Origin of the sequence: Pseudomonas hormoni (assembly GCF_018502625.1) — a bacterium.
Taxonomy (GTDB): domain Bacteria; phylum Pseudomonadota; class Gammaproteobacteria; order Pseudomonadales; family Pseudomonadaceae; genus Aquipseudomonas; species Aquipseudomonas hormoni.
Genome location: NZ_CP075566.1, coordinates 1,987,081 through 2,002,176, shown reverse-complemented (window position 1 = coordinate 2,002,176; position 15,096 = coordinate 1,987,081). Strand labels below are relative to the sequence as shown.

Here is a 15,096-nt window from a genome sequence, read left to right as displayed (position 1 = left end):
CAACGAGCCTGAGCACCTTCAGAGCCCAAAGACTGCCACCCCTGTTGCGCCGGGTATTGCGTCCGTTACTGGACCCGTACCGGCGCTATCGCCATGCGAAATTGATCCACGCCGTGCGCGTATCGCTGGGGTTGCTGGCGACGATCCTGCTGACCACCGGCATCCACCTGCCCCACGGTGAATGGGCGTCGGTGACGATGTTGGTGGTGATCGGCGGTTTGCAGCACCACGGCAACATCGGCAAAAAAGCTGCCGAACGCGCCATCGGCACCTTGATCGGGGCCGGCGTCGGTCTTCTGTTGGTGGCGCAACAGGCCTGGCTCGGAATGCCGTGGCTGACCTATTTTGCGATGTCGGTGGTCTGCGGATTCTTCTCTTATCACGCCATTGGCAAGGGAGGTTACACGGCGCTGCTGTCGGCGATCACCGTGTTTATCGTCGCCGGGCATGGCGATAACCCAGTGACCGACGGGCTGTGGCGCGGCGTGGATATCCTGATCGGCATTGCCCTGGCGCTGGCGTTTTCCTTCGCGCTGCCGCTGTACGCGGTTTACTCCTGGCGCTACAACCTGGCCGATGCCCTGCGCGATTGCGCGACGATTTACGGGCGCATCATCAATGGCCAGCCCGTCACCGATGACGAACACGTGAAGTTGATGAATCGCCTGAACGCGGTGATGGTGCAACTGCGCTCGCTGATGCCGTCGGTGTCCAAGGAAGTGAAGATTTCCATGACCGAGCTCGATGCGATTCAGCGTCATTTGCGGATGTGCGTCAGTACCCTGGAAATCCTCAGTAACACCCGGCCGGATACCAATGACCCGAACGCGATGGCGCATTTGCAATCGGCGTTGAAAGCGGAGCATCGGCTGATTCGGGTGCAACTGGTGGGGATGGCGCGGGCGTTGAAGTCCGGCGCGTCGCAACGGCTCAGTCGACCCGTTGAACTGCCGCCGGATTCAAGCCTGGACGCACCGGTCTATAACCCGCTGGACGGTTACCGGTTATTGATCCGGCAGCTGGCCAGCAACATCGGCGAGATGCGCCAGCGCCTGGCCAAGACTGCGCCGCGCTGGAATATCTGACGCCGGTTATTGCGTCACTGTCCGCCGAAACTTCAGGCTCCAACCTTGCTGCATGCCGGCAGCGGCCAGCAGAATCGCGGCGACACCGATCCATTGCAGCGTTTCCAGGCGATGGCCGAAGGCAAACCAGTCGACGAAAATCGCCGCGATCGGGTAGATGAACGACAACGCACCGGTCAGTGCCGTTGGCAATTTTTGAATCGCGCCGTACAGCAGCACATACATCACGCCGGTGTGAACAATGCCGAGTGTCACCAGGCTGGCCCAGGCGCTCGGTGCTTGCGCCAACGCCGAGAAGTGCGCGAACGGCGCGAGCAACAACACGCCGGTGCTGACCTGAATCAGCGCAATCAGGTGCGGTGGTGTGCCGGTCAGGCGTTTGATGATCAACGCTGCAATCGCATAAAGGAAAGCAGCCCCGAGCGCTAGCGCGATGCCTATCAGGTATTCACCGCCGCCCTCGCCCTGTTCGCCATGCGCACTGACAATCGCCAGCATCCCCAGAAACGAAATTCCCAGCCAGAACAGTTTCTGCAGGGTGATTTTTTCGTTGAGGAACAGCGCAGCCAACCCGACCAGCATGAACGGCTGAACGTTATAGACCGCCGTGCCGATGGCAATCGAGGCGCGGGAGTAAGAAGCGAACAACAGCACCCAGTTCCCGACAATCGCCACGCCGCTGAGCACGGCCAGCAGGAAGGTGGTGCGGGTCAGAATGCCGGGACGCAGGAAACCGAATGCCGCGCAGATCAGCAGCAACGTGCCGGCGCCGAACACGCAACGCCAGAACACCACGTCCAGCACCGGTTGCCCGGACACCAGCACAAACCAGCCGATGGTTCCGGAGATCAGCATGGCGGCGGTCATTTCGAATGACCCGTGACGAATTGTTTTGTCCATCATCAGACTCCTGTGTTTGAGCCCAAAGTATGCCAATCCGCCGGGGGGCTTCTCCAGCGCAAAAAGCAGGCTAAACTTGGTATCTGCCTTTTTTATCAAGGCGGTTTCGATTAATTGCCTTACAGGGGGTTGAGCCATGACTGACGATATCGACCAGGTGCTGATCACGGCCTTGATGGAAGACTCGCGGCGTTCTCTCAAGGCCCTGGCGAACCTCAGCGGCCTGTCCTCACCGAGCGTCGCCGAGCGTTTGCGCCGCCTCGAAGAACGCGGCGTGCTCAAGGGCTACACCGTCGAGATTGATCCCAAATGCTTTGGCTATCAACTCCAGGCCATCGTGCGTATCCGCCCGCTGCCGGGCCAGTTGCAGGAGGTGGAGCGGCAGATCCAGGCCATCCCCGAATTCACCGAGTGCGACAAGGTGACCGGCGACGACTGCTTCATCGCCCGCTTGCACGTACGCTCGATGGAACAGCTGGACACCCTGCTCGACCGCCTCAACACCCACGCCGAAACCAACACCGCAATCGTCAAGAAAACACCGGTCAAACGGCGTTTGCCGCCGATGGCGTGAGCCTTTACTCAAATTGCAGACAAAAAAAACCCGCTTTCGCGGGTTTTTATTTCAAGCCTGGCGATTAATCATCGCGGCTCATGATGCCGAAGATCTGCAACAAGCTGATGAACAGGTTGTAGATCGATACATACAGGCTGATGGTCGCCATGATGTAGTTACGCTCGCCGCCATGAATGATGGCGCTGGTCTGGAACAGAATGCAGACGGACGAGAACAGTACGAAACCTGCGCTGATCGCCAGTTGCAGACCGCTGATCTGGAAGAACAGGCTCGCCAGCGTCGCACCCAGCAACACGAAGAAACCTGCGGTGATGAAGCCGCCGAGGAAACTCATGTCCTTGCGAGTGATCAGCACGTAAGCCGACAGACCGCCAAACACCAGCGCCGTCATCGCGAACGCCGAGCTGACCACTTCCGCGCCGCCCTGCATACCCAGGTAACGGTTGAGGATCGGGCCGAGCAGGAACCCCATGAAACCGGTCAGGGCAAACGCCGACACCAGGCCCCACGCGGAATCACGGAGTTTGTTGGTAAGGAAGAAAAGGCCGTAGAAACCGATCAGCACCACGAAGATATTCGGGTAGCCGACGCGCATCTGCTGGGCGACAAACGCCATCACGCCGCTGAATGCGAGGGTGAGTGCGAGTAAGCCGTAAGTGTTGCGCAGGACGCGGCTAACCTCTAGCTGCTCAGCCTGCACGCTGTTATTAACTGCGTAATCCTGTTCGCGCATGGCGACACTCCTGTTGGTTTGAAACGTTCAGTCGCAAAGATCATAACAGACGCTCTGTAACAAGCCATGCAGAGAGTTTGACAGTGTGTTTCATTCAGGTATTATGGCGCCCGCAACGCAAACGGAGGTGTGGCCGAGTGGTTTAAGGCAACGGTCTTGAAAACCGTCGACTGTAACAGGTCCATGAGTTCGAATCCCATCGCCTCCGCCATATTTGATACGACAAAGCCCTGATTATTCAGGGCTTTGTCGTTTCTGGGGTACGCAATTCCTGTTGCACCATCTCTGGATTGTTTCCGCATCTTTTCGGTTATTTCCGCAACCCTACCCCTCCGCACCACTTCTCCCGCCCAAATCAAATAGCTCGACCAAACGGTGAAGAATGCGTTTTGACGGTGTGCGGTAAGCGTCCGACGAACACGCCTTGCTGGTGCAGCCGACAGTAGAGGCAGTAGCTCGCCAGGTGCCTTGCCATAGCTCCTGGGCTCTCGCACCTTCCAACGGAGCGATCATACATATTTGGCAACGAAGGTTTGGTCGTTATCCTGCTCTGATGAAACCTCGATGCGACCGTCATGCGGGCAATTCAACGCGCTCTTGACTCAGAACCTTGCGCAGCGGAGGGCGGGCGCCGAACCTCCATCCTTGCGAGGAGTTGTTTTAGATTATTGAGCTGACATATAGCAATCTCTAGCTATTCGATGAACTCAAGTCGAACCGTCTTGAAGTCATGGATCAGTCGGACAGACTATTCGTATCCCTCGGAACAATGGACGAGACTTTGTCGCCTTAGCGGCTGATCGTTTCTGACCGGTGAAATGGGATTACGTTCAAGACTTACGCCCCCTGCTACATTTCTCGTCGATAGCAAAGGTAGTACGTAACCGTCCGGCCAGTACCCACTCCTGAGAGCCTCCAAAATTAGCAAAAATAGTGTCCATCATTTTTAGTGGACACTATCTTGGATATCGTTGCCCCAGCCCGCCGACCCGGTCGCCGCCCCAACTTCCCGTTGGACTTCAAACGCCAGGTCGTCGAGGCCACGTTTCAGCCTGGTGCCTCCGTGTCGTTGATCGCTCGTGAGCATGACGTCAATGCCAACCTGGTGTTTCGCTGGCGGCGCCAGTATCAGGAAGGAGCCTTCGGCCCGGTTAACCAGAGTGCAACATTTTTGCCTGTCCAGGTGATCGAGGCGTCGGCGGATGTTTCGCAAGCCGCCCAGTCTCAACTCGAGTTTCATTCCGAGCTGGTTGTTGAAGTGGGTAAAGCCACGCTACGCATCACTGGCACGCCAGAACCGCAGACTCTGCAACTCATCTTGCAGCAGTTATTGCGATGATTGCTCCTCCTGCTGGAACCCGTATCTGGATCGCCGCCGGCGTCACGGACATGCGCCGTGGCTTCGACGGTTTAGCCGCACTGGTGCAGACTCAGCTTGAAGCCGATCCGTTCTCGGGTCAGATCTTTGCTTTTCGCGGACGGCGCGGTGACCGGATTAAATTGCTGTGGTTGGACGGCGACGGGTTGTGCCTGTTTTGCAAACGCCTGGAACAAGGGCGCTTCGTCTGGCCGCAAGCAACCAGTGGCAGCGTGTCGCTGACGGCTGCGCAGTTGTCGATGCTGTTGGAAGGCATTGATTGGCGCAGGCCAATTCGTACAGCCCCCGTCATCGCGGTCTGACTTGCCATGCTGAAAAAATCCCAAGTAACATCCGGTCATGACGCTCGCGACCGACTCCTTGCCTAACGATCTTCAAGCCTTGAAGGCTCTGGTCTCTGCCCAGCGGGCAGAGATTGAGCGCTTGAAAATGTTGATCGCCAAACTGCGTCGTATGCAGTTCGGTCGTAGCTCCGAGCAGCTGGACGCAATGATTGATCAGCTCCAACTGAGTCTTGAAGAGTTGCAAGTCAGCCAGACTGAACTGACACCGCCAACCGAACCGCCATCTCGCCCTGTATCTCGGCGCAAGCCATTACCTGAACACTTGCCTCGCGAAATTCACGTCCATCAGCCCGAATCAAAATGTTCTGGCTGCGGTGGGAAACTTCGTCATTTGGGCGAGGATGTGTCTGAGGTGCTGGAGTACGTCCCGGCGCGTTTCAAAGTGATCCGCCATGTTCGCCCGAAGCTGGTTTGCCGCTGCTGCGAGCACATCGCTCAGGTGCCGGCACCGAGTCGCACGATAGCCCGAGGCCTTGCAGGCCCTGGGCTACTGGCCCACGTGCTGGTCTCCAAGTTTGTTGACCATTTGCCGCTGTATCGGCAATCCGAGATTTACGCTCGTGAGGGCGTGGAGCTGGAGCGCTCAACCCTGGCCGATTGGGTCGGCCAGAGCAGTCAATTACTCAGGCCGCTGATCAGCGCCCTTGAACGCCATGTCATGAGCGGCCATAAAGTCCATGCCGACGACACGCCGATTGGTGTACTTGCGCCGGGCAACGGCAAGACCAAAACGGCTCGCCTGTGGACGTACGTGCGGGACGACCGACCTGCGGGCGACTCAACACCGGCCGCGGTATGGTTTGCCTACTCGCCGGATCGCAAGGGGCAACATCCCCGCGCTCATCTCAAGAGTTTCAGCGGGATTTTGCAAGCGGACGGCTACGCCGGTTTTGCTCAGCTTTATGCTAAAGGCACCATTCAGGAAGCCGCCTGCTGGGCTCACTCCCGCCGCAAGTTTTACGATGTCTACAAAGACCAGGCTTCACCACTTGCCAGCGAGGCGCTGCAACGGATTGAGGCCCTGTATGCCATCGAAAGCGAGATCCGGGGGCAACCGCCAGATCAGAGAAAAGCGGTTCGGCAAAGCCGGGCCAGTCCGCTGCTGGAACAACTACACGCATGGCTTAACCAGACGCTGACTCAACTGTCGAAAAAATCGGCATTGGGCGGTGCGATCCTCTATGCCCTCAACCGGTGGCAGGCGCTGACGCGTTACTGCAATGACGGCCGAATCGAAATCGACAACAACGCCGCCGAACGGGCGCTGCGCGCCGTCGCGCTGGGCCGCAAAAACTACCTGTTTGCCGGTTCCGATGCGGGCGGAGAACGAGCGGCTGCGATTTACAGCCTGGTGGGAACTGCCAAGCTAAACGGGTTGAACCCACAGGCGTACCTGATCTACGTGCTTGAGCACATAGCCGAGCACCCGATCAATCGGGTGAGCGAGTTGCTGCCCTGGAACATTTCTGTGAACCACACTGAACACTGCGAGGCCGCCTGATCCATGGTTAAAACTGTCCGTTTTCTGTGTGTGTTACCCGGAGTGTACCCGGGCAGGGGACTGTGCCCAATGGAATGGACGTCGCCCCCGGTCTGCGCCTCGGGTCTTAAAGGTTGAACCGCTGCAACACTTGATTCAGATCCACCGCCACCTGCGACAGCTCAGCGCTGGCCGCTGCGGTCTGGTTGGCCCCCGCCGCCGACTGGGAGGCCAGATCGCGGATGCTGGTCAGGTTGCGGTCCACCTCGCGAGCCACTTGGGCCTGTTCTTCCGTGGCGCTGGCGATGGTGATGTTGCGCTCGTTGATCTGCATCACCGATGCGATGATTGTCGCCAGCGCCTGGCCTGCGGCCTCGGCCACCTGCTGGCTGGTCTGCGCCTGCTGGCGGCACTGGCCCATGGCGCCCACCGCTTTTCCGGAACCGGCCTGGATGGCTTCGACCATCTGTTCGATTTCGGTGGTCGACTGCTGCGTCCGATGGGCTAGCGCACGCACTTCATCGGCCACTACGGCAAAGCCAAGACCGGCTTCACCGGCGCGTGCCGGTTCGATGGCCGCGTTCAGCGCCAGGAGATTGGTCTGGTCGGCAATAGCGCGAATCACATCCAGCACGCCGCTGATATTCTGCACCGTGACAGCCAGGCCGTCGATTTCGCTGGCGGTGGTCTGCACCGACGCGCGCAGGTCGCTGATCACGCTGACGGTCTGCTCCACACGTTGACGGCCGCTTTCGGCAGACTGGCGGGACGCCTGCGCGGCATCGGACGCCTGGGAGGCGTTCTGCGCAACCTCTTCCACCGCCGCGCTCATCTGGTTGATCGCCGTGGCGGCCAGGATGATTTGGTCGTTCTGACGCTGGATACCGTGCAGCGCATCTTCGGTGACCGCGGTCATTTCTTCGGACATCGAGGCCAATTGATTCGACGAGTCGCCTAAGTGCGCCATCGTCCGGCGCAAGTTGGCCTGCATGGTGGCCAGCGCGGCCAGCAGGCGCCCTGGTTCATCCTGGCCATCGCTGGCCACCGGCTGGCTGAAGTCATTGTCGGCGATACGCTCGGCCACCGCCAGGGCACTCGCCAGTGGCCAGATCAGGCTGCGCGTGAACAACCACGCCAACAGTAAGGTCGTGGCCACGGCCAAGCTGATCATCAGCAGCGTCACCGTGCGGGTGTTTGCATACAAAGCCTGCGCTTCTGCGCCCGTATCTCTGACTTTCCTGTCGGTCAACCGGCTGAGATCGTCGATGGATTTGGCAACGGCATCGGACGATACGTTAATTTCCCCGTTCGATGCGGTGAGAGCGGAGATGGTCGCGTCGTTCTTCTGCTCGATGGCCTGTAGAAAGCGTTCACCCACGGCCAGGTAGTTTCCAGCGCCATGACCAGCACACTGAAAAATCCGAAACAAACGAAAGCGCGAGACTTGATATTGAGGGATCGCAGGTTCATGGAGGCTTCTTTGGCAGAATGTTTAATGGCCACTATATCGGGGTTAATCGATTAAGCTTTATCGAGTAATGGCAATTAATCGAGCCCGAGCACTTGCTTCATCTCTGCGGCCGCGGGGCCGGATTCATGCGGAACAGGGTAAGCCCATAGTGCCGCCGGCAACGGCAGGCGAACCGCAAGGAACGCTGCTGGCACTGTGGGTAGAGGAATGCGGAGAAAGCGAATGCCCGGCTGTAACGGACGGGATACGGGCTGAAACATCGCCCGAGGGAAGGCGCAATGTGCTCTTCAACTTTTTCATCACTGCTTTCCTGATGTGAATGCTCTCGCCGTGACCTTACTCCAGTGATGAGCTGTGCTGGAATTTTGGGGCAACGTCACCTGGGCTCGATGCGGTTTCTTCATTCGGGCGGTGGTACTGGACGGGCTAAAGTTGGTGCTGGGCACGCTCAGGTTGTCGGTTGGAAGCAAGCTCGAACGCACGGTCTACACTGGTGAGGGACTTCACATAGGTTCTTTGGCGGCGAAGCGGCCCTTGCGGTTCGTTTCACACCTTAAGCGCCGAGCCGCGCCAGTGTGTCCCCTTAGCCAACCAAGTGCCATACCAACCGGAAGGGATGCCAGCATGCCGCTACCCAAGAGAGGAAACAAACTCCAAGCATTGCCGTCTGCCGCCGCGGGCCTGCAAGAAATTCTCCGTGCACCGAAAAACATGACAACCCCGGATACTGGCACAGGAGCCCCGTTTCCGCTCAGATGGCTGGCCGTCGGATTGGTGTTCACGGTTGTGGTATTGCTCACCATGCTTTGGTTCGCGTTCGATTCGTTTCGGAGTGTCACAACGGTGCAACTGCGCGATTTGCACCTCCAGGAACTGAGCGGACGCATCGTCTACCTGGACGAGGTGCTAACCATGTCCGCTCGCATGGCGGCCACTACAGGCGACTTGCAGTGGGAACGGAGATACCGCCAGTTCGAGCCCCAACTGGATTCCATCATCAAGGAAACGATGCAGCTCACGAGCCTGTCCGACAGCGCCGAGGTGACCAAACAGACGGACGCAGCCAATCTGAAATTAGTCGACATGGAGAATCAGTCCTTCGCGCTGGTTCGGGCCGGACAGCCCAGCCAGGCAAAGTCCATTTTGCTTGGCGAAGCCTATGAGGCGCAGAAAAAAATCTATGCCAAGGGGATCTTCCGGCTCGGGCAGTATATTCAGGAAGACCTCGCCGCGAGCCAACTTGACAAGCGTAACCAAGCGATTTTTTCCGTCACCGCGGCACTGCTTTCCATCGTCTTTTTATTCGTCACCTGGCTATTAGTCTGGAGCAAGTTGCACCGGTGGCGCACAGACCAAGCGACCAACTTCGCCGCGCTCGCAAAGGCGGAAGCGGCGCTCCAGATTGCCCACGACGATTTGGAAAAACGCGTAAAGGAACGCACCGAGCAACTGGAGCAACTGGAGCAAATACATAAACAGTTAGTTGAGGCTTCGCGCAAGGCGGGCATGGCCGAAATCGCCAACAACATGCTGCATAACGTCGGCAATGTCCTCAATAGCGTGAACATCTCGGCCGATCTGGTCAGCCGCAAGATGCACACCTCCAAAGCCCAAGGGCTCGACAAGGCGGTCCAACTGATAAACGAGCACGCCGCGGACCTTGGCGATTTTATGACCCGTGACGAGAAGGGCAAGTTGCTGCCGGGCTACCTGAACCAGCTGGTAGAGGCATTGGCGACCGAACAACAGAATATCGTCAAAGAGCTTGGGCATTTGACCAATAGTGTTGACCACATTAAGGATATCCTCGCCACCCAGCAGTCTTATTCGGGCGTGTCCAGCATCGTCGAACCGTTGCAGATAACCGATTTGCTGGAGGAAGCCCTGCGCATGCACATAGGGGCGCTCACGCGCGATCAAGTCACGGTGGTGAAGGAGTTTTCCAAAGTGCCTGTGCTTTTGCTGGATAAGCATAAGGTGTTGCTGATCCTGATCAATCTGATCAGTAATGCCAAGCATGCGATGGCTCACTTGGTCGACCGATCCCGCACGATGACACTGAGCGTGGATGTCGTGGAGAAGGGCAACTTACGGGTTTGCGTGAAGGACGAGGGCGAAGGGATTGCGCTGGAGAACCTGGCCCAGATATTTGCCCATGGTTTCACTACCCGCAAAGACGGTCACGGATTCGGCCTTCACAGTTGCGCTTTGGCTGCGATGGAGATGGAGGGCACCCTGTCAGCCCATAGCGACGGACCAGGCAAAGGGGCAATCTTTACGCTTGAAATACCGCTCAAATCACCGGTAGGTGGCCTATGAACAGTAATCTGAAAAATCGGCGCATATTGCTAATAGACGGTACGCCCTCCATCCATCAGGACTTGCGCAAGATCCTGCTGCCGGATACATCGGCAGGTTCGGCCTTGGATGCAGTGCGTTGAAATAGGGGAGGATGAGTCAGGGGAGTCACTGCGCGGGCGCGACCACTCGGAATCTGATGCGGATATCGTTGGAAATGATGCCGAAATCGGCCCACTCGCCTTCACCGATGCTGAAGTCGGCGCGCTTGAGGATGAACTCACCACTGAATACGCCGATGGAGTGCTGCGGCTTAGAGCATGAAGACATGTTGGAGTGGCACGGCAGTACCTTCGATCCAACGGTTTTTGAATGGGAACGCGATAATCAGTGGTTAAAGGAGATTAAGGTCTGAGATGCAAGGCGGTGTAGTTCGGACGGTTACGGTAGTACCTTCAGCCAAGGCGGTTGCAGGCATTCCTGAACAACCTGGGCCTTGAACAGTTTCGGGTAAGAGCTTATTTAGCGCATGGAAATCCTGACGTTAAGGGCGATCGCCTCCGCTTAAAAATACGCGGACACCATCGCCCTCGATATGGAGTTCGCAAGGTGAGCTGGTTGGACGCTTACAAGTGTTGGCAGAAAAGTGCCAAGTCACTTCGATTAGCGGCTGATCAGCGTATCGATGCTATCCAACTTGTCGTGAACACCGAATTGTTCCACTGAGTGTGGAGACGGAGCTTAAGCACTACCTTATTGTGCGCTGTTCCTTTCCCATACCGTGTCAATTCTTGTTGTGGGTGCAGAGCCAGATAAAAATTTAGTAGTCGACCAAAATTGGTTAGCAAGCAGCTTGCTCACAAAGGTTTTTTTCGTCGCCTTGGTTCTTAAAGTACTTTTAGGTACAGTCGATAAAGGAGGGACAAAAAGGGAGAACCTCATGCAAATCAATTCCGCTACTCTCGCTTCTACTAGCATCCTCGAACCATCTACTGCTGTCAGATCTGTGCCCACTGACGCGTCAGGCGATTCCGACCTGGCGGAAGTTACCGTAGGTGTAAAAGTCACCTTGTCCGCTGAAGGGAGTGCGAAAGCGTCAAGTGAGAGCAAAAAAAATGCAGACATAGACACTAGCAATTTACCGGATGGCGTGAAAAAAATTCTCAAAGCAATCAGAGACATCCAAGAAAAAATTCAAAAGAAAATGGAAGAGTTGGATGCGATCAAGAATGATCATATGCTTAGCGAAAAAGAGCGTGAAGGAAAGGTTCAGGGCATTCTAGGGGAGTTAGGCGTTCTCACAAGCCAGCTCGCCACGACCACTAATGATTTGCACCGCACAGAAAACGAAATGAAGCTGTCAGCGTCGATGAAAAAGCTTTCGAGCTACCTTTCAGCTCCTAAGGACTGACGCACAAAGGTCCTAATCGCTCTTTCCCCCCACGTGCCACTGGTAGATTGGGGGGCGCAACTTCGTTCTAGGCATCATCGTAAATAATATGGTGTTCATCTCATCCGAAAGCCTCGAACACGCTGACAAAGTCGAAGGCTAAATCCTGAATTACCATATGCTCAGATAGTCCTAAGAGCCCGGCGAACATGCTTTGCGTAGTTAAGCGGGCGCCTACTTACGCGGCAGCAACTCCATAAACTCACCCGCCCTCTGCTTCGGTGGACGAGTCAGAACGCCTCTCAGATATAACTAGCGCGATTGCCCGTCTTGGGGTATGCGTCCGGCAAAGTCATCTAGCATAAGTTTACCGGCTAGGGGAAACCTCAGGAACTCAGTCCCAAAGTGGCTGCATGCCAGGTCTGGTATAACCCCAAACGCGTGGCACTCCATCCTCTAGAGAAAAGGGAAGGTTGTGCTTTCTTAGCGTGGAGAGTAGCCAATCGAGTGAAACCGCTCTGAGTTCGATCCACTCAATTTCTGCTACCGGATGGATGTGGTAATGCCATTCTCGATCCCAATCTGTGCAGTAATCGATTGGAGCTAAGGTACTGTGCAATCTGAACTCTGGCTTCATTTGCGGGGCGTTAATCATTGCGTTGATCAGCTCAACCCATTTGGTGTTGTTCATGACGGGAAAAATGATGCCCGCAGTCAGCAGCCTGCGAATTTTCGCTTTTGTAATCTCGTCGAGTTCAGGCAGCTGATGCATAAGATTCGCGCAATTGTAAGAAGTGAGAGCAGTCTAACCCAACACACCTTGCGTGATTAAACGGGCGCCCACCTGTGCGGCAAAAGCTCGGTAATCTCACTCGCACGCTGCGCAGGCAGGCGTGTAAGAACATCCTTTAAGTAAGCATACGGATCATGCCCATTGAGCCGTGCCGACTGGATCAAGCTCATGATCGCGGCTGCACGCTTACCGCTGCGTAAAGAGCCTGCGAACAGCCAGTTTGAGCGCCCAAGTGCCCAAGGCCGTATCTGATTCTCGACCCAGTTGTTGTCGATGGGAACGGCCCCGTCATCGAGATAACGCGTCAGCGCTATCCAGCGTTTGAGGCTGTAATCCAAGGCTTTGGCGATGGCCGATCCTTCAGGCACAAGCTGCCTCTGGGCCATCATCCAGGCATGAAGTACGGCAATGATTGGCGCTGCTTTTTCTCGCCGTATTCGCTGCCGGTCACCTGGTTCCAGTTCACGAACTTCTCGCTCAACTTCGTACAAGGCCGCAATGTTGTGCAACGCTTTTTCGGCGATCTGGCTCTTGTTGGTCGCGTGTAAGTCGAAGAACTTGCGCCGTGCATGGGCCATGCAGCCGATCTCCGTGACGCCCAGTTCAAAACCTGCCTTGTAGCCAGCGAAGTCGTCGCACACCAGTTTGCCGCTCCAGTTGCCAAGGAAGTTTCGGGCATGTTCGCCAGCGCGGCTCGGGCTGAAGTCGTAAACGACCGCCGCTAGCTCGGAGAACTGGCTGGTGGCATAAGCCCATACGTAAGCGCGATGAGTTTTCTTCGCGCCCGGCGTCAGCATTTGTACCGGGGTCTCGTCGGCATGGACGACACCGTGCGTCAGCACGGCTTCGCGGAGCGCATCAACCAGCGGCTGTAATTGCACGCCGCATTTGCCCACCCATTGCGCCAAGGTCGACCGAGCAATAGGCAGTCCGGCGCGGCCGAAGATTTTCTCCTGCCGATACAGCGGCAGATGGTCGGCAAACTTGGCCACCATGACGTGGGCCAGCAGGCCCGCTGTCGGTATGCCTTTGTCGATGACGTGCGCCGGTACCGGCGCCTGGATCAGCGTTTCGCACTGCTCGCAGGCCCATTTCCCACGGATGTGGCGCTCGACAGTGAAGACGCCCGGTGTGTAGTCGAGCTTTTCGCTCGCATCTTCGCCGATACGTTTGAGCGCGCAGCCGCATTGGCAGTGACTGTTTTCCGGTTCGTGATGGATCAGCGTGCGAGGTAACTGCGCTGGCAGTGCAGCGCGCTTGGGCTGCTGGCGAACTTTGCTTTCAACGGGCGCCGGTTGCAGTGCTGCAAGCTCAGCTTCGATGGCGGCGATATCGGTGTCGATCAAGTCGTCGAGAAAGCTGGCTTGATCCGGACTTAGTTGCTCGCTGCGCTTGGCAAACTTGAAGCGCTTGAGCAGCGCGATCTCGTGGGCCAGCTTCTCGTTGACCGACTTGTGATGAGTGATTTGCTTGTCCATCGTCTCGACGCGCTGGATCAACTGCACCGCCAAGGCGCGCAGTTCTTCAGGGTTTAATTGATAGAGATTCGGATGCGAAGTCATGCCGCCGATTTTGCCAGAGAGGGCTAGTGGCGGCGATAGACTGATGGGCTAATTGCGCTGGCAAGCGCGCTATTACAGACGAGTTAGAGCACCGTGATGGCTCCTCCGGAGCCGACGCGTTGCCAAGGTAAACCGAGCACCAAGGCTTGAAGTTGCTCAGCATCTAACTCGACCTCAGAGCCGTGTCGCACGCCCGGCCAAAAGAACCGCCCTTGATTCAAGCGCCGAGCGGCCAGCCAAATCCCGACACCGTCATGCACCAACACTTTCATGCGATTGGCGCGGCGATTGGCAAACAGATAAGCACAGTGCCGCTTCGCCGCACCGAACACCGCCACGACCCGCGCCAGCGCGGTTTCAGTGCCGGCGCGCATGTCCATGGGCTCGGTGGCGAGCCAGATGGTGTCGATGCGGATCAACGCAGCAGGTCTCGTAAGAACGCGGAGCATGCCGCTGCACATTCTGCCGGCCAACTCACCACGACTACCCCCTTTGAATGAGGCACTTCGACTCGAATCGTGGCAGGAAGAACTTGCTGCGTCGCTATCGGCGGCGCTGCCTTGACCGGAATAAAGGCAGTTTGCTGCGCCAGGTTTTTCTGTGTGTACGCCCGAATCCATTTATGGACGAGGTTAGCGTTGAGGTTGTGAGTCAAGGCGACATTGGTAATCGAGCTGTCAGGCTGCGCGCATTCGGCAATGACTTGGGCCTTGAAAGACTTGGAATAAGAACGGCGTTCTTGTGGCATGGGCGTCCGCTTAAAAAGGCTAAAAATGGTGTCCACTTAAATTTAGGTGGACACCATCGCCTCAAGCGACGGTGTCAGGAAGGTGTGTTGCCCGAACGGTTACGGTTTGCGACAGGCAGCTTTCGGCTGAAGCAGACGTTCGCCAAGTCGTTCTGCGAGCACAGTTAGCATCAACGCACCCCCCTCGGCATTTTTAAGGACTCTTCATACTTCCAAGCGAGGTGTACTTATGCCGAAGTCGCCGATCCGCGAGATGACAAGCTATACCTGATTTACCGGCATCTCTGCATAAGTAGTTAGCGGCCGGTCTCAAAATAAGAACCGTTAAACGGTGATA

The 15,096-nt window shown here is 56.8% G+C and carries 14 protein-coding genes, 1 tRNA gene and 1 pseudogene; 8 read left to right on the top strand and 8 right to left on the bottom strand.

Features of this window, described 5'->3' with window-relative positions; all coding sequences use genetic code 11:
- Positions 1 to 41 precede the first annotated feature (41 nt).
- The gene (locus KJF94_RS09460) at positions 42 to 1,085 is read left to right on the top strand and encodes an FUSC family protein (protein ID WP_214384825.1); all 1,044 of its coding nucleotides are present in this window, start codon (positions 42 to 44) and stop codon (positions 1,083 to 1,085) included.
- A gap of 6 nt (positions 1,086 to 1,091) precedes the next feature.
- Here the strand turns inward: KJF94_RS09460 and KJF94_RS09455 are convergent, their stop codons facing one another.
- Complete coding sequence (locus KJF94_RS09455; RefSeq protein WP_214384824.1) at positions 1,092 to 1,985, bottom strand: DMT family transporter; 894 nt, start codon at positions 1,983 to 1,985, stop codon at positions 1,092 to 1,094.
- 136 nt (positions 1,986 to 2,121) lie between these two features.
- Here KJF94_RS09455 and KJF94_RS09450 point away from each other — a divergent pair, with 136 nt between their 5' ends.
- On the top strand, positions 2,122 to 2,559 hold the full coding sequence (locus tag KJF94_RS09450) for an Lrp/AsnC family transcriptional regulator (protein ID WP_008028095.1): 438 nt from the start codon (positions 2,122 to 2,124) through the stop codon (positions 2,557 to 2,559).
- Positions 2,560 to 2,623: 64 nt separating this feature from the next.
- Here the strand turns inward: KJF94_RS09450 and KJF94_RS09445 are convergent, their stop codons facing one another.
- On the bottom strand, positions 2,624 to 3,295 hold the full coding sequence (locus tag KJF94_RS09445) for a Bax inhibitor-1/YccA family protein (protein ID WP_017339210.1): 672 nt from the start codon (positions 3,293 to 3,295) through the stop codon (positions 2,624 to 2,626).
- Positions 3,296 to 3,418: 123 nt separating this feature from the next.
- Between KJF94_RS09445 and KJF94_RS09440 the strand changes: the two genes are divergently transcribed.
- The 4 genes from KJF94_RS09440 (at position 3,419) to tnpC (KJF94_RS09425) (ending at position 6,518) form a co-directional block, all read left to right on the top strand.
- Positions 3,419 to 3,506, top strand: a tRNA-Ser gene (locus KJF94_RS09440).
- Between the two features lie 750 nt (positions 3,507 to 4,256).
- Positions 4,257 to 4,634, top strand: coding sequence for an IS66-like element accessory protein TnpA (tnpA, locus tag KJF94_RS30535; protein WP_214382838.1), 378 nt, complete (start codon positions 4,257 to 4,259; stop codon positions 4,632 to 4,634).
- Entirely contained in the window at positions 4,631 to 4,975 is a 345-nt protein-coding gene (gene tnpB / locus KJF94_RS09430; RefSeq protein WP_214382837.1) for an IS66 family insertion sequence element accessory protein TnpB, read from the top strand. Before tnpA (KJF94_RS30535) ends, tnpB (KJF94_RS09430) begins: the two co-directional genes overlap by 4 nt.
- Positions 4,976 to 5,012: 37 nt before the next feature.
- On the top strand, positions 5,013 to 6,518 hold the full coding sequence (tnpC, locus tag KJF94_RS09425; protein ID WP_214382836.1) for an IS66 family transposase: 1,506 nt from the start codon (positions 5,013 to 5,015) through the stop codon (positions 6,516 to 6,518).
- Between the two features lie 106 nt (positions 6,519 to 6,624).
- On the opposite strand, the gene KJF94_RS09420 is transcribed toward tnpC (KJF94_RS09425), so the two are convergent.
- Positions 6,625 to 7,668: a methyl-accepting chemotaxis protein gene (locus KJF94_RS09420; protein WP_375379875.1), complete on the bottom strand. Its 1,044-nt coding sequence runs from the start codon at positions 7,666 to 7,668 to the stop codon at positions 6,625 to 6,627.
- A 924-nt stretch (positions 7,669 to 8,592) separates the two neighbouring features.
- On the opposite strand from KJF94_RS09420, the gene KJF94_RS09415 reads away from it, so the two are divergent.
- On the top strand, positions 8,593 to 10,287 hold the full coding sequence (locus KJF94_RS09415; RefSeq protein WP_214382835.1) for a sensor histidine kinase: 1,695 nt from the start codon (positions 8,593 to 8,595) through the stop codon (positions 10,285 to 10,287).
- A gap of 147 nt (positions 10,288 to 10,434) precedes the next feature.
- Here KJF94_RS09415 and KJF94_RS09410 read toward each other — a convergent pair.
- Positions 10,435 to 10,581: pseudogene (locus tag KJF94_RS09410) on the bottom strand (YceI family protein); the annotation flags it as partial.
- Between the two features lie 625 nt (positions 10,582 to 11,206).
- Here KJF94_RS09410 and KJF94_RS09405 point away from each other — a divergent pair.
- On the top strand, positions 11,207 to 11,677 hold the full coding sequence (locus KJF94_RS09405; protein WP_214382831.1) for a chemotaxis protein: 471 nt from the start codon (positions 11,207 to 11,209) through the stop codon (positions 11,675 to 11,677).
- Between the two features lie 373 nt (positions 11,678 to 12,050).
- Here KJF94_RS09405 and KJF94_RS09400 read toward each other — a convergent pair whose 3' ends face one another.
- The 4 genes from KJF94_RS09400 to tnpA (KJF94_RS09385) all read right to left on the bottom strand — a co-directional run bounded on the left by KJF94_RS09400 (position 12,051) and on the right by tnpA (KJF94_RS09385) (position 14,759).
- Positions 12,051 to 12,428: a DUF6678 family protein gene (locus KJF94_RS09400; protein WP_214382829.1), complete on the bottom strand. Its 378-nt coding sequence runs from the start codon at positions 12,426 to 12,428 to the stop codon at positions 12,051 to 12,053.
- A gap of 56 nt (positions 12,429 to 12,484) precedes the next feature.
- Entirely contained in the window at positions 12,485 to 14,011 is a 1,527-nt protein-coding gene (gene tnpC, locus KJF94_RS09395; protein ID WP_214382827.1) for an IS66 family transposase, read from the bottom strand.
- Positions 14,012 to 14,094: 83 nt separating this feature from the next.
- Positions 14,095 to 14,460 (bottom strand): IS66 family insertion sequence element accessory protein TnpB, encoded by a 366-nt coding sequence (gene tnpB, locus KJF94_RS30175; protein ID WP_250548255.1) that lies wholly within the window; start codon positions 14,458 to 14,460, stop codon positions 14,095 to 14,097.
- Complete coding sequence (gene tnpA / locus KJF94_RS09385) at positions 14,427 to 14,759, bottom strand: IS66-like element accessory protein TnpA (RefSeq protein ID WP_250548254.1); 333 nt, start codon at positions 14,757 to 14,759, stop codon at positions 14,427 to 14,429. Before tnpA (KJF94_RS09385) ends, tnpB (KJF94_RS30175) begins: the two co-directional genes overlap by 34 nt.
- Positions 14,760 to 15,096: the final 337 nt, after the last annotated feature.